This window comes from Streptomyces blastmyceticus, from assembly GCF_039521185.1.
Lineage (GTDB): Bacteria > Actinomycetota > Actinomycetes > Streptomycetales > Streptomycetaceae > Streptomyces > Streptomyces blastmyceticus.
The window spans coordinates 332,553-354,988 of record NZ_BAAABW010000016.1 but is presented as its reverse complement, the minus strand read 5'-3'; the positions used below and the strand labels follow the sequence as shown (position 1 = coordinate 354,988).

At 72.4% G+C, this 22,436-nt stretch carries 17 protein-coding genes; 5 read left to right on the top strand and 12 right to left on the bottom strand.

Features of this window, described 5'->3' with window-relative positions:
- Positions 1-14 precede the first annotated feature (14 nt).
- The 3 genes from ABD269_RS15455 to ABD269_RS15445 are packed head-to-tail and all read right to left on the bottom strand — an operon-like array spanning position 15 to position 2,789.
- A complete protein-coding gene (locus ABD269_RS15455; protein ID WP_344118340.1) occupies positions 15-926 on the bottom strand; it encodes an ABC transporter ATP-binding protein in 912 nt (303 codons plus the stop codon).
- Positions 923-1,822 (bottom strand): ABC transporter permease subunit, encoded by a 900-nt coding sequence (locus tag ABD269_RS15450; RefSeq protein WP_344118339.1) that lies wholly within the window; start codon positions 1,820-1,822, stop codon positions 923-925. Before ABD269_RS15450 ends, ABD269_RS15455 begins: the two co-directional genes overlap by 4 nt.
- Positions 1,812-2,789 carry an ABC transporter ATP-binding protein gene (locus tag ABD269_RS15445; RefSeq protein ID WP_344118447.1) on the bottom strand — a complete coding sequence of 326 codons (978 nt, stop codon included), beginning with the start codon at positions 2,787-2,789 and terminating at the stop codon, positions 1,812-1,814. Before ABD269_RS15445 ends, ABD269_RS15450 begins: the two co-directional genes overlap by 11 nt.
- Positions 2,790-3,062: 273 nt before the next feature.
- Between ABD269_RS15445 and ABD269_RS15440 the strand changes: the two genes are divergently transcribed.
- From ABD269_RS15440 to ABD269_RS15425, 4 genes are all read left to right on the top strand, one after another.
- Positions 3,063-3,911 carry a M24 family metallopeptidase gene (locus ABD269_RS15440; RefSeq protein ID WP_344118338.1) on the top strand — a complete coding sequence of 283 codons (849 nt, stop codon included), beginning with the start codon at positions 3,063-3,065 and terminating at the stop codon, positions 3,909-3,911.
- Positions 3,908-5,731 carry an SDR family oxidoreductase gene (locus tag ABD269_RS15435; protein ID WP_344118336.1) on the top strand — a complete coding sequence of 608 codons (1,824 nt, stop codon included), beginning with the start codon at positions 3,908-3,910 and terminating at the stop codon, positions 5,729-5,731. The genes ABD269_RS15440 and ABD269_RS15435 overlap by 4 nt, the downstream gene beginning before the upstream one ends.
- Before the next feature lie 23 nt (positions 5,732-5,754).
- Positions 5,755-6,669, top strand: a complete 915-nt coding sequence (locus ABD269_RS15430; protein ID WP_344118335.1) for a metal-dependent hydrolase — start codon at positions 5,755-5,757, stop codon at positions 6,667-6,669.
- A gap of 186 nt (positions 6,670-6,855) precedes the next feature.
- Positions 6,856-7,833 (top strand): MerR family transcriptional regulator, encoded by a 978-nt coding sequence (locus ABD269_RS15425; protein ID WP_344118446.1) that lies wholly within the window; start codon positions 6,856-6,858, stop codon positions 7,831-7,833.
- 37 nt (positions 7,834-7,870) lie between these two features.
- On the opposite strand, the gene pspAB is transcribed toward ABD269_RS15425, so the two are convergent.
- From pspAB to ABD269_RS15410, 3 genes are all read right to left on the bottom strand, one after another.
- A complete protein-coding gene (gene pspAB, locus ABD269_RS15420) occupies positions 7,871-8,458 on the bottom strand; it encodes a PspA-associated protein PspAB (RefSeq protein ID WP_301894040.1) in 588 nt (195 codons plus the stop codon).
- A 36-nt stretch (positions 8,459-8,494) separates the two neighbouring features.
- Positions 8,495-9,406, bottom strand: a complete 912-nt coding sequence (gene htpX / locus ABD269_RS15415) for a zinc metalloprotease HtpX (RefSeq protein ID WP_301894041.1) — start codon at positions 9,404-9,406, stop codon at positions 8,495-8,497.
- Positions 9,407-9,541: 135 nt separating this feature from the next.
- Positions 9,542-10,441 (bottom strand): LLM class flavin-dependent oxidoreductase, encoded by a 900-nt coding sequence (locus ABD269_RS15410; protein ID WP_344118334.1) that lies wholly within the window; start codon positions 10,439-10,441, stop codon positions 9,542-9,544.
- 149 nt (positions 10,442-10,590) lie between these two features.
- On the opposite strand from ABD269_RS15410, the gene ABD269_RS15405 reads away from it, so the two are divergent.
- Positions 10,591-11,460, top strand: coding sequence for a Cof-type HAD-IIB family hydrolase (locus ABD269_RS15405; RefSeq protein WP_344118333.1), 870 nt, complete (start codon positions 10,591-10,593; stop codon positions 11,458-11,460).
- Between the two features lie 36 nt (positions 11,461-11,496).
- Here ABD269_RS15405 and ABD269_RS15400 read toward each other — a convergent pair whose 3' ends face one another.
- The 6 genes from ABD269_RS15400 to hisC form a co-directional block, all read right to left on the bottom strand.
- On the bottom strand, positions 11,497-12,609 hold the full coding sequence (locus ABD269_RS15400) for a M23 family metallopeptidase (RefSeq protein ID WP_344118332.1): 1,113 nt from the start codon (positions 12,607-12,609) through the stop codon (positions 11,497-11,499).
- Between the two features lie 103 nt (positions 12,610-12,712).
- Complete coding sequence (locus ABD269_RS15395; RefSeq protein WP_344118445.1) at positions 12,713-14,401, bottom strand: GAF domain-containing sensor histidine kinase; 1,689 nt, start codon at positions 14,399-14,401, stop codon at positions 12,713-12,715.
- 171 nt (positions 14,402-14,572) lie between these two features.
- Positions 14,573-18,115, bottom strand: coding sequence for a thiol reductant ABC exporter subunit CydD (gene cydD / locus ABD269_RS15390; RefSeq protein ID WP_344118331.1), 3,543 nt, complete (start codon positions 18,113-18,115; stop codon positions 14,573-14,575).
- Positions 18,116-18,127: 12 nt separating this feature from the next.
- Positions 18,128-19,135 carry a cytochrome d ubiquinol oxidase subunit II gene (gene cydB, locus ABD269_RS15385; protein ID WP_344118330.1) on the bottom strand — a complete coding sequence of 336 codons (1,008 nt, stop codon included), beginning with the start codon at positions 19,133-19,135 and terminating at the stop codon, positions 18,128-18,130.
- Between the two features lie 28 nt (positions 19,136-19,163).
- Entirely contained in the window at positions 19,164-20,744 is a 1,581-nt protein-coding gene (locus tag ABD269_RS15380) for a cytochrome ubiquinol oxidase subunit I (RefSeq protein WP_344118329.1), read from the bottom strand.
- A gap of 357 nt (positions 20,745-21,101) precedes the next feature.
- Entirely contained in the window at positions 21,102-22,181 is a 1,080-nt protein-coding gene (gene hisC / locus ABD269_RS15375; RefSeq protein WP_344118328.1) for a histidinol-phosphate transaminase, read from the bottom strand.
- Positions 22,182-22,436 lie beyond the last annotated feature (255 nt).

Here is a 22,436-nt window from a genome sequence, read left to right as displayed (position 1 = left end):
CGTCAAGGCTCCTTTCAGGCCGCTACGAGATAGGAGAAGACCGATTCCAGGGACTCGTCCGAGGGCGAGACCGTCAGGAGCCGGATGCCGTGCGCGCGGGCGAGCCGCGGCAGCAAGGTGGTGAAGCGGTCGAAGTCGACCGCCTGGACGCGCAGGGCGCCTTCGTGGACGTCCACCTCGATGCCCGAGGTCGACGGGTCGGCGATGAGGGCGGCGGCCAGGGCCCGGTCGTCGCTGGAGCGCACGAGATAGCGGTGCGGCCGGTCCGTCATCAGCCGGCGGATCTTGCGGAAGTCGCCGGAGGCCGCGTGCCGGCCCGCGACGACGACCTCGATGTGGGCGGCAAGCTGCTCGACCTCTTCGAGGATGTGGGAGGAGAACAGCACCGTGCGGCCCTGCGCACCCATCTGGCGCAGCAGCTCCATCAGTTGCATGCGCTGGCGCGGGTCCATGCCGTTGAACGGCTCGTCGAGGAGGAGCACGGACGGCTCGTGGACGAGCGCGGAGGCCATCTTCACCCGCTGGCGCATGCCCTTGCTGTACGTGTCGATCCTGCGGTCCTGCGCATACTCCATCTCGACCGTGGCCAGCGCCCGTTGGGCCTCCTTGGCGCCCAGGCCGTGCAGCTCGGCGTTGGCGCGGACGAACTCCAGGCCGGTGAGGAAGTCGTACATCGCCTCGCGCTCGGGGACGATGCCGATATGGCGGTAGACCTGCTCGTTGCGCCAGATGGTCGTGCCGTCGAGGGTGACCGTGCCGGTGGAGGGCGCGAGGAAGCCGCCCATCATGTTGATGAGGGTGGACTTCCCGGCGCCGTTGGGGCCGAGCAGGCCGGTGACGCCGGGGCCGACGGCCATGGAGACGTCGTTGACGGCCACCACATTGCCGAACCAGCGGGAGACGTTGTCGATGTGGAGGACTGTCACAGCCCGACCTTTCGGTAGCGGCGCATGAGCAGCCCGAAGGATCCGGCGATCAGCGCGAGCAGGACGACGACGTAGACGACACCGGCTCCGGTGCCGGGGCCGTTGCCGCCGGGGAAGGCGGACGTGGCGGAGAGGAACGCCGTCTGGACCCCGTCGATCAGCGTGATCGGCGAGAACAGGCCGATCCAGCCGATCGCGTCGGTGTTGTCACGGGCGAGGGCGATGCCCTGCACGGTGCTGACCGCGCCGTAGGAGATCGTCAGCACGGCGATGACGGCGGCGACGCCGAAGCCGCGGCGCGGGGTGACGGCGGCGACCACCAGGCCGAGCCCGGCGAAGAGGAGGGACAGCAGCACGACGGAGACCAGTCCTTGCACGAAGCCCTCCGTCTGCGTGGCGAAGTCCAGCTTGGCGAGCAGGGCGCCCACATAGAGGATCAGCAGGGGCGCGGCGGTGAGGAGGAACAGGGCCGAGGCCATGGCGGCGAACTTGGCCACCACATAGTCGACGCGTTCGATCGGGCGGGAGAAGTAGAGCGGGATCGACTTGAAGCGCAGGTCGCGCGAGACGGACTGCGGGGCCTGGGCGGCGAGGTAGAGACCTATGACCGCCTGGAGGACGATCGCGTAACGCGTGTACTCCAGCGGCAGTTTGGTCGCCTTCGTCGCCACGGCGACGGCGACCATGATGGCGGCGGGGGCGCACATCACCCCGAAGAGGGTCATCGGCAGCACCTTGGACTTCGCCGAGCGCCCGAGGCCGTACGCGCCGCGCAGGCTCTGCGAGAAGAGCGAGCGGCGGGCGTAGGCGCGGCCGAGGCGGACTCCGGAGTAGTTGCGGTAGCCGATGTTGTGGATGACGTCCTGGGCGGGCGCCGTGAGGCTCTCAGGCGGCATCGGAGCTGCCCCTTTCGTGTGCGCTGTCGGCGGTCTGGAAGACCTCCGCGATGCGGTGCCTGCGCTGTTCCATGCGGACCAGGCCGAGGCCGAGGTCGGTCACCGCGTCGCGCACGGTGTCGTAGGTGTCGTCGCCGATGACGTCCACCAGGACGACGTGGCCGGAGCCGGCCGCGGCGAACTCGGCGGCGCGGCCCACGGGCTGGACGGTCAGACCGGCCGCGGCCAGCGCCTTGATCAGTGCGGCGGTGCCGTCCGGGCACGCGTCGGAGTCCGTGACCTCGACCGCGAGGGAGCCCGTGGCCTGGGTGAACTCGGCGGTGGAGGAGGACCGCAGCAGCTTGCCGCCGTCGATGACGACGACCTGGTCGCAGGTGCGCTCCAGCTCGCCGAGCAGGTGGGAGGTGACCAGGACCGAGATACCGAAGTCGGTGTGCACGCGGCGGATCAGGGCGAGCATCTCGTCGCGGCCGACCGGGTCGAGGCCGTTGGTCGGCTCGTCCAGCAGCACCAACTGGGGGTCGTGGACGAGCGCCTGGGCCAGCTTCACCCGCTGCTTCATGCCCGTCGAATAGCCGCCGATGGGGCGGTACCGCTCCTCGTAGAGCCCCACGTGGCGCAGGGTGTCGGCGGTGCGCTCGCGGGCGGCGGTGGCGGGCAGCCCGGACATCCGCGCCATGTGGACGACGAACTCGGTCGCCGACACGTCCGGCGGCAGGCAGTCGTGCTCGGGCATATAGCCGACCCGCTCCCGGATGGCGCCGCCCTCGGTCGCGACGTCGAGGCCGAGCACGGTGGCCCGGCCCTCGGTGGCCGGGGACAGGCCGAGCAAGATCTTGATCAGCGTGGACTTGCCGGCTCCGTTGGCACCCACCAGGCCGGTCACGCCCGGCGTGATGTCGACGGACAGCCGGTCGAGCGCGGTCACCCGGGGGAACCGCTTGCTGAGGCTTTCGGTAGCGATCACAGTCACGCCTTCGACGTTAGTGGCGCGCGCCACAGCAGTCGTCAGACCAGATGAGGGGATGCGTGTAGTCCTCGGGTCTGACCCGCCCGTAGGGGGGCGGGGGTGACGGGGGCGGCCGGGGACCCCGGACGCGGGAGTTACCGAAAGTTATCCACAGGTCGTGCACAAGTCTTGACGTGGCCGCGGAGCATTGTCACATTCATCAGTGTCAAGTTGCGGACGCTCCTCCGGCTGCTGTCCGGGGGCCCGGGCAGGCGGGACGGACGGTTGACGATGGCATCGGCAGTGGCTCGTGGACTCACCGCGGAATTGCGGGGGTTCAGGCAGGTGCAGCGCCTCGCGTACGACTGCGCGGAAGCGGTCGCCGCACAGCTGAGACCCGGGGTGACCGAGCGCGAGGCGGCGCGGATGCAGCGGGAGTGGCTGCGCGGGCGCGGCGTGCGGGACTGGTTCCACCTGCCCTTCGCGTGGTTCGGGGACCGGACGGCGTTCGTGGGGTTCAAGGTGCCGCTCCAGTTCTTCCCGACCGACCGCCGGCTGGAGCCGGGGATGCCCTTCATCCTCGACATGGCCCCGGTGCACGGCGGCTTCACCTCCGACATCGGCTATGCGGGCTGCCTGGGGCCCCATCCGCTGCACGACCGGATGATGTCGGATCTGCTGGCGCACCGGGAGCTGATCCTGCGCGAGGTGCGCGAGCGGCGCCCCCTGCGGGAGATCTACGAGGACGTGGACCGGCTCATGGCCCGCCAGGGCTACACCAACCGGCATCGCGCGTATCCCTTCGGGGTGATCGCGCACAAGGTGGACCGCGTGCGCGAGCGCCGCTGGTCCCCGCATCTCCTCGGGTTCGGCACCCAGGCGTTGAAGGGGCTGGCGTCCGACGCCGTCCGGGGGCACCGGGAGGGCTGGTCACCGCTGTGGAGCCCGCACCGCTTCTCCGATCACCCGCCCCGGCCGGGCCTGTGGGCGGTCGAACCCCACATCGGCTTCCGGGGCACCGGCGCGAAGTTCGAGGAGCTCCTGGTGGTCACCGACTCCCGGGATCCCGAGGAGAGCGCCTTCTGGCTCGACGACGATCTGCCGCATGTGCGGCGCGCGCAGGGGGAGATGGCGGCATGACCGGACATGACATCGGACACGGCACCGGACTCGAAGGCGCGCGGGAGCGCTGGGTCCGCACGGGCGGGATCGAGCTGTGCGTCGCCGAGCTGGGGGAGGCCGAGCGGCCCACGGTGGTGCTGCTGCACGGCTATCCGGACAGCAAGGAGGTCTGGTCGGCGGCGGCCGGGCGGCTGCGCGACCGCTTCCACGTGGTGCTGTACGACGTGCGGGGCTGCGGGCGCTCCACGGCGCCGCGGCCCCTGCGGGGCGGGTTCACGCTGGAGAAGCTCACGGACGACTTCCTCGCGGTCGCGGACGCCGTGAGCCCGGACGCCCCGGTGCATGTGGTCGGGCACGACTGGGGGTCCGTGCAGGGCTGGGAGTTCGTGACCGTGCCGCGCACCGAGGGCCGTATCGCCTCCTTCACCTCCGTCTCCGGGCCGGGCCTCGACCACTTCGCCCTCTGGATCAGGAAGCGCGCCGGCCGGCCGACCCCGCGCCGCGTGGCCCAGCTGCTCGGCCAGGGGGCCCGGTCCTGGTACGTGTCGGCGCTGCACACCCCGGTCCTGCCGGAGGCGCTGATGCGGGGGCCGCTCATGAAGCAGTGGCCGAAGATCCTGGAGCGCTCGGAGAAGGTCCCCTCCGACGCCTATCCGACGGCCTCGCTGCCGAAGGACGCCGCGCACGGCGCGTGGCTGTACCGCGACAACGTCCGGGCCCGCCTGCGCAGGCCGCGCACCGACGCCTACGCCCATGCGCCGGTGCAGCTGATCACCCCGACCGGCGACGCCTTCCTGTCCGCGCGGCTCTACGACGACCTGGACCAGTGGGCGCCGGGCCTCGTCCGGCACACCCTGGCCGCCAAGCACTGGGTGCCGCGCACCCGCCCCGATCAACTCGCCGCCTGGATCGGAGAATTCGTGAACGCCCACGAGCGGGGCGGCACGGAGGCGGTGGGCACCGCCGGGACCCGGGGCGCGGGGGCGCGCGGGGCCGTGGACAACAGCCCCTACGCCCAGGCGTTCGGCGGCCGGCTGGTGCTGGTGACCGGCGCGGCCAGCGGCATCGGCCGGGCCACCGCGTTCGCCTTCGCGGAGGCGGGCGCGCGGGTCGTCGCTGTCGACCGGGACGCGGAGGGCGCCACCCGCACGGCCGAGCTGGCACGCCTGCTCGGCGCGCCCGGGGCCTGGGGCGAGTGCGCCGACGTCGCGGACGAGCAGGCGATGGAGAAGCTGGCCGCGAAGGTCGCCGCCGAGTACGGCGTGGTGGACGTGCTGGTCAACAACGCCGGCATCGGCCTGGCCGGGCCGTTCATGGACACCTCGGCGGAGGACTGGCGGAAGGTCCTCGACGTCAACCTGTGGGGCGTCATCCACGGCTGCCGGATCTTCGGCAGGCAGATGGCCGAGCGCGGCCAGGGCGGCCACATCGTCAACACCGCCTCCGCCGCGGCCTTCCAGCCCTCCAGGACGCTCTCGGCCTACGGCACCTCCAAGGCGGCCGTGCTGATGCTCAGCCAGAGCCTCCGCGCCGAGCTGGCCGGACAGGGGATCGGGGTCACCGCGATCTGCCCCGGCCTGGTCAACACCAACATCACCGGGACCGCGCGCTTCACCGGTGTCCCGGAGGAGGAGCAGCAGCGCCTCCGGAAGAAGGCGACCCGGGCGTACGGCAGGCGCAACTACCCCCCGGAGAAGGTCGCCGACGCCGTCCTGCGCTCCGTCCTGCGCAACCAGGCCGTCGTCCCCGTGACCCCCGAGGCGCACGGCGCCCACTTCCTGTCCCGATTCGCACCGCGGGTGCTGCGCGCCATCGCGCGGATCGACCCACCGCTGTAGCGGAAGCCCGCAGAGGAGCAGAGATGAACCACGGTCACCCCGGCGGCCACCCGATAGCCCCGCGGCGCGTCGCCTTCGACTGGGACGACACGCCGCTGCACTGGATCCCGGACGAACCCACCGCCACCCACGTCATCAACGTCCTGCACCTGCTGCTGCCCGCCGGGGAGCGGTGGTTCGTCAAGGTGTTCAAGGAGGCCCTGCCGCTCGTGCGGGACGAGACGCTCCTCAAGGACGTCAAGGGCTTCATGGGGCAGGAGGCCACGCACAGCGTCCAGCACGCCTATGTGCTCGGCCACCTGGCCCGGCAGGGCCTGGACACCGGCCCCTACACCCGGCACGTCGACTTCCTCTTCGACGCGCTGCTCGGCGACCGGCCGCCGCTCGGCCTCCCGGTGTCCGACCTGGAGTGGCTGCGCTTCCGGCTCTCGCTGATCGCCGCCATCGAGCAGTTCACCGCCGTGCTGGGCAACTGGGTGCTGCAGGCCGAGGGGCTGGACCGGGCCGATCCCGACCCCGTGATGCTCGACCTGCTCCGCTGGCACGGCGCGGAGGAGGTCGAGCACCGCTCGGTGGCCTTCGACATGTACGAACACTGCGGCGGGGCCGAGGCCGGGCGCTACGCCCGCCGGGTCCTGGGCATGGCCTTCACCGCCCCCATGCTGTTCCACCTGTGGGGGTGGGGCGCCACCTATCTGCTGCGGCACGACCCCCAACTCGCGGGAAGGCTGCGCTACTCGCTGCGCGAGCACAACAAGGCCGTGGCCAAGGGCCTGCTGCCCAGCTGGCGGGAGCTGGGCTCGGCCGTACCCCGATACCTGCGGCGGTCGTACCATCCCTCGCAGGAGGGGTCGCTGCGCCGGGCCGTCGAGTATCTGGCGACCTCACCCGCGGCACGGTCCGCGGCGGGCGCGATCGGTCGCGCGGCCATCTCGTAAGGAGCTCCTGTGACCACGAAGCGCGTACGGAGGCCGGAACGGGAAGCGCGGCGGCTGCCGGAACCCGTGCCGGTGCCGGGCCCCGGCCCGGCACCCGGCCCGGTGGTACCCGATCCGGGCCCCGGGCCGGCGCCCGGACGGGCCCGCCCCGCGGCACGGCCCGGGCGGGCGCCCGGCGAGTACCGGATCGAGGATCTCGCCCACCGCAGCGGGGCCACCGTCCGCACGATCCGCGCCTACCAGGACCGCGGGCTGCTCCCCCGCTCCGAGCGGCGCGGCCGGGCCAACGTCTACGGCGAGGCCCATCTGGCCCGGCTCCACCAGATCGCCGGTCTCCTCGACCGCGGCTACACCCTCGCCAGCATCAAGGAGCTCCTGGACGCCTGGGACGCGGGCCGTGGCCTCGGCGGGGTCCTGGGGCTGGTCGCCGAGGTCGACGGGCCCTGGACCGACGAGCGGGCCGAACGGATCACACGAGTGGCCCTCCACGAGCGGTTCGGCGACGCCCAGGACGACGAGGCCGTCACCGAGGCCGTACGGCTGGGCGTGCTGGTCGCGGTCCCGGACGCACCGGACGAGTTCCTCGTGCCGAGCCCCCGCGAGCTGGCCGTCGCGGCCGAACTCCACCTCGCCGGGGTGCCGCTGCCCGCCATCTCCGGCCACCTGCGCGAACTGCGCACCCACGTCGAGCACATCGCGGCGCGCTTCCTCGACTTCACCACCGAGCACGTCTTCCACCAGTTCTTCGACCACCCGCCGACCGACGAGGAGGCGGCCGAAGCCGCCGCTCTGGTCCGCCGGTTGCGACCGCTGGCCCAGCAGACCGTGGACGCGGAGCTGGCGCGGGCGATGCGGGAGCTGGCCACGCGCTATCTCCGCCACCGCCTGGGTGGCGACGCGGGGGACGAGCCTCCCGTGGATCCGGCCGGGGACGCGGCCGTCGTCGGCCCGGTGGATCTTCCCCCGCCCCGCCCTCTCCCGGCGGCCTCCCACACGCCCGACAGCGCGAGCCAACCCGGCCACCAGCCCCTTCAGTTGCCCGCGCGCACCCTAGAAGCCGTGCGGGAGCTCGTCGGGGCGGAGCATGTCGCGGCCTTCGTCGCCGCCGCCGCGGAGCGCGAGGTGCAGGCCCGGACCATGGACGCCCTGCTCCCCCGCGACTGAGACCACCGGCGTCAGCGGGCCGTGAGCCGGGCGCGGATCACTTCAGTCCGGGCGCACCCCACACGGGGAACCACCGGGCCAGGTCCTCCTCGATCCGGAGGTCGTTCCCCAGCAGTGCCCGGGCCTGGAGCTCCAGGCCGTTGTCCCGCTTGTCTCCCCCGCCCGGCACCGGAGCGAAGGGGTAGAAGGTGCCCCGCTTGTAGAGATAGACGAGGGCCAGTGAGCGCCCTCCCTCGTCCCGGAAGCCCAGGAGCGAGCAGAGCAGCTGCGGTCCGAAACCGCCTTCCTGGAGCAGGGTGTTGACGGCGTGCAGGTCATTGACCAGGCCCGCCACGTCGTCGGCCGGCTGCCGCGCGAGCAGCCATGTGTAGCCGTAGCCGTCCTGGCTGAACTCCACCGGCGCCCCGCCCCGCTCCGTATCGGCGTCCAGCAGCTCCCTCACGTCCTGCTGGAGCCGGGTGAACGCGCCGCCCTCCACGCTCGCGAAGCACACCGAACCCAGTCCCGTCGGGGTGAAGCCGGCACCGGCCTGGAGGGTGACGGCGGCGGACGGCAGCGCGAAGAGCTGGTCGAGGTCCGGGCGGACCGGCTTGCTGCGGCCGAGGATGGCATCGAGGAATCCCACGGGCGGAAGCTCCTTTTCCGGGGGCGTACGGTGCGCTCAGGCGCGGCCGAGCTGTGCCGAGATCCGGCCGAGCTGGTCCAGCCGCTGCTCCAGCGTCGGGTGCGAGGACAGCAGACGGCTCATGCCGTCCTTGGAGAAGGCGGGCGCGAAGTAGAAGGCGTTGAACGGCTCGGCCTGCCGCAGATCGCGCGTCGGGATCTGCGCCATCTGCCCGGTGACCTTGGTGAGTGCCGACGCCAGCGCCGAGGGCCTGCCCGTCAGCAGGGCGCCCGCGCGGTCGGCGGACAGCTCGCGGTAGCGGGACAGCAGCCGCGTGAGCAGGAAGCTGATGGCGTAGACGACCGCGCTGACCAGCGGGATCAGCACCATCAGGAGGGCGGTGTTCTGATCGCGGCCGCCCGCCCGGCGGAAGCCGCCCCACAGCCCGATGCGGGTGATGATCCCGGCCAGCACGCCCAGGAACGACGCGATGGTCATCACGGCCACGTCGCGGTGCGCGACATGGGAGAGCTCATGGGCGAGCACGCCCTCCAGCTCCTCGGGCTCCAGCCTGCGCAGCAGGCCGGTCGTCGCGCACACCAGGGCGTTCTTCTGGTTGCGCCCGGTGGCGAACGCGTTCGGCACGTCGCTGTCGGCGATGGCCACCCGCGGCTTGGGCATGTCGGCGAGCGCGCACAGCCGGTCGACGGCGCCGTGCAGCTCGGGCGCCTCCTGCGGGGTGACCTCCCGCGCCCCCATGCTGAAGGCGGCGATCCGGTCGCTGAACCAGAACTGGGCGATGAACATGCCGCCCGCGAGGATCAGGACGATCGGCCAGGCACCGCGCAGCAGCACCACCAGCACGCCCACGAAGACGACGTAGAGCAGCCCGATGAAGAACATCGTGCTCACCATGCGGGTGGTCAGCCCCCGGTCGGGAGCGAATCGGGTCCGTGGCGTCCGTGGCATGGGGTACCTCCAAGGCTCAGCGCGATGTGCGCCCCCAGTGATTGCCTCTGCTCTCGATTCTCCTCCCTCACCAGCTGTGCGCGGGGTAAAGAAAGCGCGACGATCACCACGGCCCGACCTGCCGCCGCACCACCCTCAGGAGAGCTGTGCGAGCCCGTCCGTCGCGATCTTCTCGAAAACCGCGAGGTCCGCGGCGAAGACCGAACCGTCGATCGGCCAGTGCACCACGATCTCGTCGATGCCCAGCTCGGCGTGCGAGCCCGCGAAGTCGACGAAGGCGTCGAAGGAGTCCAGCGGCCGGTCCGGGGTGAAGCCCGTCAGCATGATCTTGTGAAGGCCCGCGGGGTCGCGGTCGATCTCGGCGCAGGCCTTTCCGAGGCGCTGGATCTGCCCCGCGACGGCCGCCCGGGACTCCTCCGGCGTGCCCGTCTCGAACAGCTTCGGGTCGCCCGTGGTCACCCACGCCTGCCCGTGGCGGGCGGCGAGCCTGAGACCGCGCGGCCCGGTGGCGGCCACGGCGAAGGGCAGCCGGGGGCGCTGCACACAGCCCGGGATGTTGCGCACCTCGGACGCGGAGTAGTGCTCCCCGTCGTACGAGACGACGTCCTGGGTCAGGAGCCGGTCCAGCAGCGGCACGAACTCGCCGAAGCGGTCGGCGCGCTCACGCGGGGTCCACGGCTCCTGGCCGTCCCCGAGCAGCGCGGTGGCGTCGAAACCGGAGCCACCGGCGCCTATGCCCAGCGTGAGGCGCCCGCCGGAGATGTCGTCCAGGGAGATGAGCTCCTTGGCGAGCGTCACCGGGTGCCGGAAGTTGGGGGAGGTGACGAGCGTGCCGAGCCGCATCCGCGAGGTCACGGTCGCGGCCGCCGTCAGCGTCGGCACGGCGCCGAACCACGGCCCGTCCCGGAAGGTGCGCCACGACAGGTGGTCGTAGGTGTAGGCGGTGTGGAAGCCCAGTTCCTCGGCTCGCTGCCACGTCTCACGGCCGCCCTCGGACCAGCGGCGGTCGGGAAGGATCACGGTGCTCAGTCGCATGACACCGAGCCTAAGCGCTGGGTATGACAAAGACCCATGCCCCCGGCACGTGATCCGGCGTACGCGGCGGCCGCCGATCACCGGCGCCCGGGCGGGCACCCCGGCGCACGCCTGTGCGATACCCGCCGTCCGTGGACGAGAATGGAGCCGTGACTTCAGCTATCGAGCAGCCCGAGACCCCGGCAGTCCTCCGCCCAGCCGTCTTCCCCCGGCTGATCGCCACCGACCTCGACGGCACCCTCCTGCACGACGACAAGACGGTCTCCGAGCGTACGGTCGCGGCCCTCGCCGCGGCCGAGGCGGCGGGCATCGAGGTCTTCTTCGTCACCGGGCGGCCGGCCAGGTGGATGGACGTCGTCCGTGACCATGTGCACGGCCACGGGCTGGCGATCTGCGCGAACGGCGCCGCCGTCGTCGACCTGCACGACAGCGGCCGCTTCGTCGAGGTCCACCCGCTGGAGCGCACCGACGCCCTCGCCGTCGTGCACGCGCTGCGCGCCGCCGCCCCGGGCACCTCGTTCGCCGTGGAGCGCGCCGAGGGCATCCACTACGAGCCCGCGTACCCGCCCTTCTTCCTCGACCCGGGCGCGGTCATCGGCCCCGCCGAGAAGCTGCTCGCCGAGGACGCCGGCTACACCGACCCCATCCTCAAGCTGCTCGCCCACCACCCCGAGCTGGAGCCCGACGAGTTCCTGGCCGTCGCCCGGGAAGCGGGCGGCGAGCACGGCGAGTTCACCCGCTCCAGCCCGACCGCCCTGCTGGAGATCAGCGGCCTCGGGATCAGCAAGGCCAGTACGCTCGCCCGGTGTTGCGCCGAGCGCGGCATCACGCCCGAGGAGGTCGTGGCGTTCGGCGACATGCCCAACGACCTGGAGATGCTCGACTGGGCCGGCACCGCGTACGCGATGGCCAACGCGCACCCCGAGGTCCTCGCCGCGACCGCGCGCCACACCGCCGCCAACACCGAAGACGGCGTCGCCGCGGTCATCGAGCAGATCCTGCGCGCCCGCACCCCGTGAGCCCCGGCGGCGGCCGCACCACCGTGCCGTCGCCGCCTACACCCGCACGCCGTGCGCGTTCAGCCACTCCACCGGGTCGACCGCCGACCCGAACTCGGGCGTCGTGCGGACCTCGAAGTGCAGGTGCGGGCCGGTGGAGTTGCCCGTCGTCCCCGCCAGCCCGATCCACTGCCCGGGGTGCACCTGCTGGCCCGGTGTGACCAGCGACGCCGACAGGTGCGCGTACTGCGAGTACCAGCCGCCTTCGTGCTGGATCACCAGGCTGATGCCGAAGGCGCCGCCGCACCCGGCGGCCACGACCGTCCCCGAGCCGACCGAGCGCACCGGTGTGCCGACGGGCACCGCGAAGTCCTGTCCCGTGTGACCGTTCGCCCAGTTCGCCCCGGTGCCACCGAAACCGGCCGAGAGTTCGTACGACACCACGGGCCGGGTCCACTCCTCGTGCGGATCCCCCGCCGCCCGCTCGGCGACGTCGCCGCCCCGCACGTCCTCCACGTCCAGCGGCTCGCAGTGGCCGCTCTCGACGGCCGTCTGGGACATGGCGTTCAGCTGGTCCCGGGCGGCCGCGAGACGCGTCGTGAGCGAGTGCTGCGCCGCCTTCAGCCGGGCGCTGTCGCTCTCCAGTACGGGCCGGGACGCCGCCAGGGCCTGCCGCTCCGCGGCCAGCTTCCCGACCATGCGGCCGTCCTCGTCCAGCAGCCGCCCCAGCGCGGCCCTGCGGCGCACGGCGGGCTCCTGGCGCTCCAGCAGTTCGACCGGGTCCTCGACGTCCTCCGCGCCGTCCCCGATGGTGAAGCCACCGGTGCGGTACTGCGCGCGGGCGGCGGCTCCCGCGTCGTCGCGCAGTGCCGTCGTGACCACCTTGCGCCCCCGCAGCATCCGGTCGAGCTCCTCGGCCCGTGCCTTCTGCTCCCTGGCCGAGCGCTCCGCCCGCTCGTACCGCTGTTTGACGTCTCCCGCCTCCTCGGCGAGCCGGAACACCTCGGACGTGACACGGGTGATCCTGTGGGGGGTCCTGCCCGCCGCCGAAGAGCCGGAGCCGAACGGCGGCCAGACCACCGCGCAGAGTGCGCACAGCACACAGAGCACGCGGTCGACGGATATCCGAGGTCCGCGGGATATGCGGCCCGGACGGTACAGATGTCGCATGAACGCGATCGTGTCCCGCGCCGCGGCCGCGCGCGCCCGCAGAGGTCCAATCGGAGGACGCGGGAGCGCCACAGAGTGAGCGCGGGAAGCCCGGACGCGCCTTCTACAAGGGCGCTTCCCACACCACCCGCGTACCGGACCCGTCCTCCCCAAGCCCCGGCCCGTACGAGCTGGAGCCGCCCAGCGATTCGGCCCGCTTGGCGAGGTTGCGCAGCCCGCTGCGCCGCCCGCCCTCAGGGATGCCGACCCCGTCGTCGGCGACCGTGAGCCGTACCGCTTCCCTGCCGTCCGGCAGCCGGACCGTGGCGTCGACGACGACCTCCATGCGGGACGCCCGCGCGTGCCGGAAGGCGTTGGACAGCGCTTCGCGCAGCGCGGCGACGAGGTTCTTGCCGGTGAGCTCGCCGACCTTCGCGTCGACCGGTCCGACGAAGCTCGCGGAGGGCTGGAAGCCGAGCGGGACGGCGGCCGTGCCGAGCTCCCTGAGCACCCGCGTGCGCAGCCCCGCCGGCGCCTCGGCGGGGCCCTGCTGGAGCGCGAAGATGGCCGTACGGATCTCCTGGATGGTCACGTCCAGCTGGTCGACGGCCTGGCCGACCTTCGTCCGCACATCGGGCACGACGGCGTTGCGCTGCGCGCTCTCCAGCATCAGCCCGGTGGCGAACAGCCGCTGGATCACCAGGTCGTGCAGATCCCTGGCGATCCGGTCGCGGTCCTCGTAGACGGCGAGCCGTTCCCGGTCGCGCTGCGCCTCGGCCAGGACGAGCGCGAGAGCGGCCTGCGCGGCGAACTGGGCGGCGAGCGTGCGCTCCGTCTCGGTGAACCTGCGCGCTCCACGCGCGCGTGGCGTCGCGAGCGTGCCGAGCACCCGGTCCCCGCTCTTGAGCGGCAGCAGCATGCTCGGCCCGAAGCGGGGCGCCACGCCCGTGATCATGCGCGGGTCGGTGGCCGAGTCGTCGATGAACACCGGTTCGCCCGCGAGCAGATGGGACACGACGGGGCTGTGCGGCGGCATCACCGTGCCCAGCAGCCCGGTGGGGTCGTCGGCGGAGACGGCCACCATCTCCAGCCCGCCCTCGTCGTCCGGCAGCAGCACGATGCCCGCCGCCGAGTCCGCGAGCCTGCGCGCCTGTTCGGCGACGACGGACAGCGCGTCCTCGGCGTCACTGGCGGACAGCAGGGCCGTGGTGACGGCCACCGAACCGTCGATCCAGCGCATCCGCTGGCGGCCCTCGTCGTGCACGCGCGCGTTGCCGATCGCGATGCCCGCCTCGGTCGCGAGGATCTTCACCATGTTGAGGTCCGCGAGGCTGAACTCCCCGCCGTCGCGCTTCTCGGTGAGGTAGAGATTGCCGAAGATCTCCCCCTCCACCTGGATGGGCACCCCCAGGAAGTTGCGCATCGGCGGGTGTTCCGGCGGGAAACCGGCCGACCGGGGGTCGGACGCCAGGTCGGAGAGCATCACCGGCGCGGGCGTGTGGATGAGCGCGCCCAGCAGCCCGTGGTGGCCGTCGGGCAGGGCACCGATGCGCGCGTGCTGTTCCTCGGTGACCCCGTGGGTGATGAAGTCGGCCAGCCCTTCCCCGGTGGAGTCGATGACGCCGATGGCGGCGTAGCGGGCGTCGGCCAGCTCGGCGGCGGTCTCGGCGATCCGGTCGAGCGTGGTGTGCAGTTCCAGGCCGGTGCCCACCGAGCGCATGGCTTCGAGCAGCTGCGGCACGCGCGCGGTCAGCTCGACGGACATCCCCTGGAGGCTGCGGGTGGCCTCGGTGGCGATGGCCAGCGGGTCCATCGGGCGCTGTGCGTCCTCCGCCCCACGCGCGTCCCGCGGCGCCGGTGCGCCGGCCGGGCCTGCGGGGTCCCGCGGGTCGGAGGGTTCTGCCATGGCTGCCATACCCCGAGACTAATAAGCACTATTTGTCATGGAAAGCGGCCACGAGTGGTGTTTCACCCGCGTCGGAGGTCACCGGCCGGAGACCGCCCCGGCGGCCACCGCCGCCCCGCCGTCCTCCCGGGAGTCCCCCCAGGCGTCCGCCACGCGCTCGCGCTCCAGCATCCGCCGGAACGGCCCGTCCGCCCCCGCCAGCTCCTCGTAGGCGCCCCGCTGCACGGTCCGCCCGCGCTCCAGCACGATCACCTCGTCGACCGCCTCGAGGCCGGACAGCCGGTGGGTGATCAGCACGGTCGTACGGCCCTCGGTGGCCGCCAGCAGATCTGCCGTCAACGCGTCGGCCGTCACCAGATCGAGATGCTCGGCGGGCTCGTCCAGCACGATCACGGGGAAGTCGGCGAGCAGCGCACGGGCCAGTGCGAGCCGCTGCCGCTGTCCGCCGGACATCCACGCCCCGTGCTCGCCGACCAGCGTGTCGAGCCCCTCCGGCAGGCCGTCGACCCACTCCAGCAGCCGCGCGGACCGCAGGGCGGCGCGCAGTTCCGCGTCGTCCGCCCCGGGCCGCGCGAGCCGCAGGTTCTCGCGCACCGAGCTGTCGAAGAGGTGCGCGTCCTGCGCGCACAGGCCGACCAGCCGCCGCACCGCGTCACCCGCCATGGGGCCGGTGTCCCGGCCCGCGAGGGTGTACGTGCCGGACTCCGCGTCCAGGAAGCGCAGCAGCACCTGCGCGAGCGTCGTCTTGCCCGCCCCGGACCGGCCCACGACCGCCACCCGGCGGCCCGGCACGAGCTCCATGTCGAACCCCTCCAGGGCCGGTTCGGACTGCCCCGGATGGCGCGCGCCCAGCCCGGCCACCCGCAGCGGGAACGGGGACTCGGGCGCGTCCTCCGTCCCCTCCCGTACGGGCACGGGCGCGTCCAGCACCTCGTACACCCGCTCCGCGGACCGCCGTACGCGCTGCCGGTACTGCACGGCGAGCGGCAGTCCGGTCACCGCCTCGAACGCGGCCAGCGGCAGCAGCACCACCACCGCGAGCCACAGGCCCGCCATGCGCCCCTCGTGCACCGCGCCCACCCCCGCCCAGGCCGCGGCCGCCACGGTCAGGCCGCAGGCGAGGGCGGTCAGGCCGGAGCCGAGCGCGGTGGCGGCGGAGGCGCGGCGGGCGATTCCGGTGAGCGTGCCGTCCGCGGCGCGCAGCCGCGCCAGCCGGGCGGGCAGGGCGCCCGCGACCGTCAGTTCCGCCGTGCCCGCCAGGACGTCGACGACCTGGGTCGACAGCACACCGCGGGCGGGCGCCAACTGCCGTTCCGCGCGCCGGGCGAACGCGCCGGAGAGCGCGGGCACGGCCACTCCGGCGAACAGCAGACCGGCGGCGAGCAGCAGGCCCGCCTCCGGCAGCAGCCACGCGGTGAAGGCGACCGAGGCGGCGCCCACGGCGACGGCCGAGCCCACGGGCAGCAGCCAGCGCAGGAAGTAGTCCTGGAGGGCGTCCACGTCCGCGACGAGCCGGGAGAGCAGGTCGCCCCTGCGGGTGTCCCGGAGCCCGGCGGGCGCCAGGCGCTCCAGGCGGCGGTAGACCGCGACCCGCAGGCCCGCGAGGGTGCGCAGCGCGGCGTCGTGGGAGACGAGGCGCTCGGCGTAGCGGAAGACGGCGCGTCCGATCCCGAACGCGCGGGTCGCGGTGACGGCCACCATCAGATAGAGCACGGGCGGCTGTTGGGACGCGCGGGAGATGAGCCAGCCGGAGACGCCCATCAGGCCGACGGCGCTGCCGAGGGCCAGGGCGCCCAGCAGCAGCGAGAGGGCGAACCGCGACCGCAGCGGCTTCCCCGCGGCCCGCACCCGGGCCAGCGCCCCCGCACCGCGTACCGGCGCGGGCTCGGCCGGGGCGTCGTGCGCACCGGCGTCGTCCGCCGCCGCGCCCTGCCGCTCCGGACGGGCGGCCGGAACCGCCGGCACCGCCTGCCGCTCCACGGGCCGGGCGCCGAGCCGGATCACCCGGTCCGCGACCGCGAGCAGCGCCGGGCGGTGCACGACCAGCAGGACGGTCCGGCCCTCGGCCAGCCGCCGCACGGCCTCGACCACGGCCGCCTCGGTCTCGCCGTCCAGGTTCGCGGTGGGCTCGTCGAGGAGCAGGACGGGCCGGTCGGCGAGGAACGCCCGTGCCAGCGCGACGCGTTGCCGCTGCCCGGCCGAGAGCCCGGCGCCGTCCTCGCCGAGGCGGGTGTCAGTGCCGTGGTGCAGCATGGAGACGAAGTCGAGCGCACCGGCGGCGCGCAGTGCTTCCCGCACCTGCGCGTCCGTCGCGTCCGGCCGTGCCAGTCGTACGTTCTCGGCGACTGTCCCGGCGAAGATGTGGGGTCGTTGCGGGACCCAGGCCACCTGGTCCCGCCAGCTTTCGGGGGAGAGCGATGACAGGTCCGTACCGCCTACGAGCACCCGCCCGGCCGCCGGGCGGGCGAAGCCGAGCAGGACGTCCAGCAGGGTGGACTTCCCGGCGCCGCTCGGGCCCACGAGCGCGACCGTCTCCCCGGGCCGCACCTCGAACGACGTCTCGGGCAGGGAGGGTTCGGCCCGCCCCGCGTGCCGCACCACCAGCCGGTCGACCGTCAGGGTCGCGGTCCGGGCGTCGGGGGCGGGCAGGGTGCCGGCCGGTGCGGGCTCGGTCTCCAGCACCGCGAAGACCTGGTCGGCGGCGGCCAGGCCCTCCGCCGCCGCGTGGTACTGCGCGCCGACCTGGCGCAGCGGGAGATACGCCTCGGGCGCCAGGACCAGCACCATCAGACCCGTCTCCAGGTCGAGTTCACCGTGGACGAGCCGCATGCCGATGCCCACCGCGACCAGTGCCACCGACAGCGTGGCCAGCAGCTCCAGCGCGAAGGAGGAGAGGAAGGCGATGCGCAGCGTCCGCAGCGTGGCCCGCCGGTAGTCGGAGGTGATCGCGCGGATCGACTCGGCCTGCGCCTTGGCCCGCCCGAAGACCTTGAGGGTGGGCAGCCCGGCGACGACGTCGAGGAAGTGGCCGGACAGCCGGGAGAGCAGCCGCCACTGCCTGTCCATCCGGGACTGGGTGGCCCAGCCGATGAGGATCATGAAGAGGGGGATGAGCGGCAGCGTGAGGACGATGACGAGCGCGGAGAGCCAGTCCGCGGTGACGATACGGGCGAGCACGGCCACCGGCACGACGACCGCGAGGCCGAGCTGGGGCAGGTAGCGGGCGAAGTAGTCGTCCAGCGCGTCGATTCCCCGCGTGGCGAGGGTGGCCAGCTCCCCGGTCCGCCCCACGTCGAGCCGGTCCGGCCCGAGGGCGGTGGCCCGCGTCAGCAGCCGCGTGCGCAGCTCGGACTTCACGGCCGCGCTCGCGCGGTGCGCGGTCAGTTCGGTGAGCCAGCCGACGGCCGCCCGGCCCGCGGCCACGGCGGCCAGCAGCGCCAGCGGCGCGGCCAGGTCACCGGTGGTCCGGCCGTGCCGGAAGGCGCCGGTCACCACCTCGGCGATCAGCATCGCCTGGGCGATGACCAGGCCGGCCCCCGCCAGCCCGAGGACGACGGAGGCGACCAGGAAGAAGCGGGTCGCGGAGGCGTACCTGAGCAGTCGGGGGTCGACGGGCTTCATGCGCGATCCGTCCTAGTGGGTGGCGGGTGCCGGGATGTGCTGGGTGCCGATCCGCTTGCGGAAGACCCAGTAGGTCCACGCCTGGTAGCCCATGATGAGGGGCGTCATGGGGACCGCGACCCACGTCATGATCTTCAGTGTGTACGGGCTGGAGGCGGCGTCGGCCACGGTCAGGCTCCAGGCCGGGTTGGCCGAGGAGGGCATGACGTCGGGGAAGAGCGCGAGGAAGACCAGCGCGAAGGCCGCCGCGACGGTCACCCCGGAGAGGGCGAACGCCCAGCCCTCGCGCCCCGCGTGGTTCATCACCAGCGCCGCGCCCAGGGCGACGAGGGCGACGATCAGGGCGGCCAGGCTGCGCCCGTTGCCCGACTCGGCCTGGGTCCAGCCGAGGAAGGCCACGGCGAGGACGCCCGCGGTCATGCCGAGCACGGTGGCGTAGGACCTGGCCCGGTGCCGGATCGGGCCCTCCGTCTTGAGGGCGGCGAAGACGGCGCCGTGGAAGGTGAAGAGCACGAGGGTGAGGAGGCCGCCCAGGAGGGCGTACGGGTTCAGCAGGTCGGTGACGGATCCGCTGAAGTTCTTGTCCGACCCGATCGGCACCCCGCGCACGAGGTTGGCGAAGGTGAGGCCCCACAGGAAGGCGGGCAGCAGCGAGCACCAGAAGATCGCGTGTTCCCAGTTGCGCTGCCAGCGCTCACCGGTGCGCTTGTGGCGGTACTCGAAGGCGACGCCGCGCACGATCAGGCAGACCAGGATGGCCAGGAACGGCAGGTAGAAGCCGCTGAACAGGGTGGCGTACCAGTCGGGGAAGGCGGCGAAGGTGGCGCCCGCCGCAGTGATCAGCCAGACCTCGTTGCCGTCCCAGACGGGGCCGATCGTGTTGATCAGCACCCGGCGCTCGGTGCGGTCCTTGGCCAGGCCCTTGGTCAGGACGCCGATGCCGAAGTCGAACCCTTCGAGGAAGAAGTAGCCGGTCCACAGGACGGCGATCAGCAGGAACCAGAAGTCGTGGAGGTGCATGGTTCGTTGTCTCCGTTCCGCCGCCGCGTCAGTACGCGAAGGTCATCGGCTTGTCGGCGTCCGCCGGGGTCTCCGCCCCGGCTCCCCCCGACGGCAGGCGCAGCCTCGGGTCCCGCGTGGGCGGCTTCTCGTCCGTGTCGGGCCCGGCCTTGGCGTACTTCACGAGCAGCTTGACCTCGACCACCGCCAGCACTCCGTACAGCAGGGTGAAGACGCCCATGGAGGTGAGGACTTCGGCCTGGCCGACGCCGGGGGAGACCGCGCTGCCGGTCTTCATCAGGCCGTAGACGGCCCACGGCTGGCGGCCCATCTCGGTGAAGATCCAGCCGAAGGAGTTGGCGATGAGCGGGAAGCCCATGGTGAGCAGGCCGATGCGCCAGGACCAGGCGGTGAAGAAGGGGCTCATCTCCCGGGTGCGCGTGAGCATCAGGCGCGGCACCTCGTTGTCGCCCGTGCGGAACTCGGGTGCGAGCCAGAACTTCTTGCGGGTGGTCCACAGTCCGATGAGCGCGGCGACGAAGGAGGTCATCCCGAAGCCGATCATCAGCCGGAAGCCCCAGAAGGTCATGAAGATGCTGGGGATGTAGTCCTCCGGCTTGCCGCCGTACGCCGCGGCCTCCCGCGCCGCCACGTCGTTGATTCCGGGGACGGCCTCGGAGAAGTTGCTGTGGGCGAGGAAGGAGAGGATGCCCGGAACCTCTATCTCCACGCTGTTGTGGCCCTTGGTGACGTCGCCGACCGCGAAGACCGAGAAGGGCGCGGGCGCCTGGGTCTCCCACAGGGCCTCGGCGGCGGCCATCTTCATCGGCTGCTGCTCGAACATCACCTTGCCGAGGCTGTCACCGCTGAGTGCCGTGCCCAGACCGGCGATGACCGCGACCACCAGGCCGACGCGCAGCGAGGCCCGCATGGCGCCGACCTGCGTCCGCTGCTTCTCGCCGAGCTCCTCGCCCCGCAACTGCTTGCGCTTGGCGCGCCACAGGTGGAAGGAGGCGATGCCGACCACGAAGGCGCCACCGGTGAGGAACGCCGCGGTGAGCGTGTGGAAGACGACGACAAGGGTGGTGTCCTGGGTCAGGACGGCCCAGATGTCGGTGAGCCTGGCCTTCCCCGTCGCCTTGTCTATGGCGTAGCCGATCGGGTGCTGCATCCAGGAGTTGGCCGCCAGGATGAAGTACGAGGAGAGCACCGTGCCGACGGCGACGATCCAGATGCACGCGCAGTGGATCTTCTTGGGCAGCTTGTCCCAGCCGAAGATCCACAGACCGATGAAGGTGGACTCGAAGAAGAAGGCAAGCAGCGCCTCCATCGCGAGCGGCGCCCCGAAGACATCACCGACGAAGCGTGAGTAATCAGACCAGTTCATGCCGAACTGGAACTCCTGCACGATGCCGGTGACCACCCCCATCGCGATGTTGATCAGGAAGAGCTTTCCCCAGAACTTCGTCGCGTGGAAGTACTTGTCCTTGCCGGTACGTACCCAAGCCGTCTCAAGGCCGGCAGTGATCGCCGCGAGACTGATCGTGAGCGGGACGAAGAGAAAGTGGTAGACGGTGGTGATGCCGAACTGCCAGCGCGCCAGGGTCTCCGGCGCCAACGCGAGATTCACGCGGTCTCTCCTTGCCTCTTGCGTCACCGACGACTCATGCACCGGTGATATGCACCTTTCGCCCCAACGAAAGCGGGAGGTAAAGGGCATGCTTGTGAACGCGTTCACATTCACAAGCAATTATCACCCACACGTTTTCGCGATCATCAAGGGGGTCCCCCCAGCCGCGGGACCGATGCTCTTCGGCCAAATCCGGAACGACCGCTTCGGCTCATGCCGGACCCCGCTGGAAGCGTCCCGCCGGCCCCGGGGCCGCACAACGGCGGACGGGCCGGGGCATGCGGTCCTTCCCGCACGTCCCGGCCCGTCCGCGGCCGAACAGGTCCGGCGGCCCGTCAGGGGCCGCCGGAGGTACCGCTAGAGCTCCTTGCGGAACGCCGCCGCGACCTCCAGGAAGAGGTCGTTCGCCGCCGTCTCGCCGATCGTCGCGCGGATGCCCTCGCCCGGGAACGGCCGTACGACCACGCCCGCCTTCTCGCACGCCGCCGCGAAGTCCGCCGCCCGCTCCCCCAGCCGCAGCCAGACGAAGTTGGCCTGCGTCTCCGGCACGGTCCAGCCCTGCCCGGCCAGCGCCTCGACCACCCGGGCCCGCTCCTCCACCAGCGCCCGCACCCGCTCCTGCAGCGCGTCCTCGCTCCGCAGCGAGGCGATCGCCGCCTCCTGCGCGATGTGGCTCACGCCGAACGGGACGGCGGTCTTGCGCAGCGCCGCCGCGACGGGCTCGTGCGCGACCGCGAAGCCGACGCGGAGCCCGGCCAGCCCGTACGCCTTGGAGAAGGTGCGCAGCACGCAGACGTTGGGGCGGTCCCGGTAGAGGTCGAGGCCGTCGGGGACGTCCGCGTCACGGACGAACTCGATGTACGCCTCGTCCAGCACGACCAGCACGTCGGCGGGCACCCGGTCCAGGAAGGACTCCAGCTCGGCCCGGCGCACCACGGTGCCCGTGGGGTTGTTGGGGTTGCAGACGAAGATCAGCCGGGTCCGCTCGGTGATCGCGGCCAGCATGGCGTCGAGGTCGTGGACCTCGTCGTCCGTCAGCGGGACCTGCACCGGGGTGGCACCGGAGACCTGGGTGATGATCGGGTACGCCTCGAACGACCGCCAGGCGTAGATCACCTCGTCACCGGGGCCCGAGGTGGCCTGCACCAGCTGCTGGGCGACACCCACCGAGCCGGTGCCGGTCGCCAGGTGCGACACCGGCACGGAGAAACGGTCCGCCAGCTCGGCCATCAGCGCCGTGCAGGTCATGTCGGGGTAGCGGTTGATGGTGCCCGCCGCGTCGACCGCCTTCTCCAGCACGCCGGGCAGCGGCGGATAGGGGTTCTCGTTGGAGGACAGCTTGTACGCGACGGGGCCGTCCGCGGCAGCGGGCTTGCCCGGCTTGTAGGTCGGCACGCCGTCCAGGGCGGGGCGCAGCCTCGGGGTCTTCTCGGTCACCGCAGGTCCTCCTCGACATCCCGTGCGCTCGCACCCGCACGGGCAGGCCGCACACGAATAGCGGACATGAATACTGCACACCTTAAGAGGATTCACCGGGGCGGCGTCCAGAGCAGGGGGAGCGCCACCGGAAGTTCCATGCGCCGGTGGCGGGCGCCGTGGCGCGCATCACCCATGAAGGTGAGTTGAGACCTCTTCGAGACCTGGGGCTTTCCCCGGAGCCGGATATGCCAGAGGCCAATGGTTCACCGTCTT

Coding starts and splice junctions, on each gene's coding strand:
- htpX (WP_301894041.1), bottom strand. CDS start 9,406: ATGCCACGGACGCCACGGACCCGATTCGCTCCCGACCGGGGGCTGACC.
- cydB (WP_344118330.1), bottom strand. CDS start 19,135: ATGCACCTCCACGACTTCTGGTTCCTGCTGATCGCCGTCCTGTGGACC.
- ABD269_RS15430 (WP_344118335.1), top strand. CDS start 5,755: ATGAACCACGGTCACCCCGGCGGCCACCCGATAGCCCCGCGGCGCGTC.
- cydD (WP_344118331.1), bottom strand. CDS start 18,115: ATGAAGCCCGTCGACCCCCGACTGCTCAGGTACGCCTCCGCGACCCGC.
- ABD269_RS15395 (WP_344118445.1), bottom strand. CDS start 14,401: ATGGACCCGCTGGCCATCGCCACCGAGGCCACCCGCAGCCTCCAGGGG.
- ABD269_RS15450 (WP_344118339.1), bottom strand. CDS start 1,822: ATGCCGCCTGAGAGCCTCACGGCGCCCGCCCAGGACGTCATCCACAAC.
- ABD269_RS15435 (WP_344118336.1), top strand. CDS start 3,908: ATGACCGGACATGACATCGGACACGGCACCGGACTCGAAGGCGCGCGG.
- ABD269_RS15410 (WP_344118334.1), bottom strand. CDS start 10,441: ATGCGACTGAGCACCGTGATCCTTCCCGACCGCCGCTGGTCCGAGGGC.
- ABD269_RS15400 (WP_344118332.1), bottom strand. CDS start 12,609: ATGCGACATCTGTACCGTCCGGGCCGCATATCCCGCGGACCTCGGATA.
- ABD269_RS15440 (WP_344118338.1), top strand. CDS start 3,063: ATGGCATCGGCAGTGGCTCGTGGACTCACCGCGGAATTGCGGGGGTTC.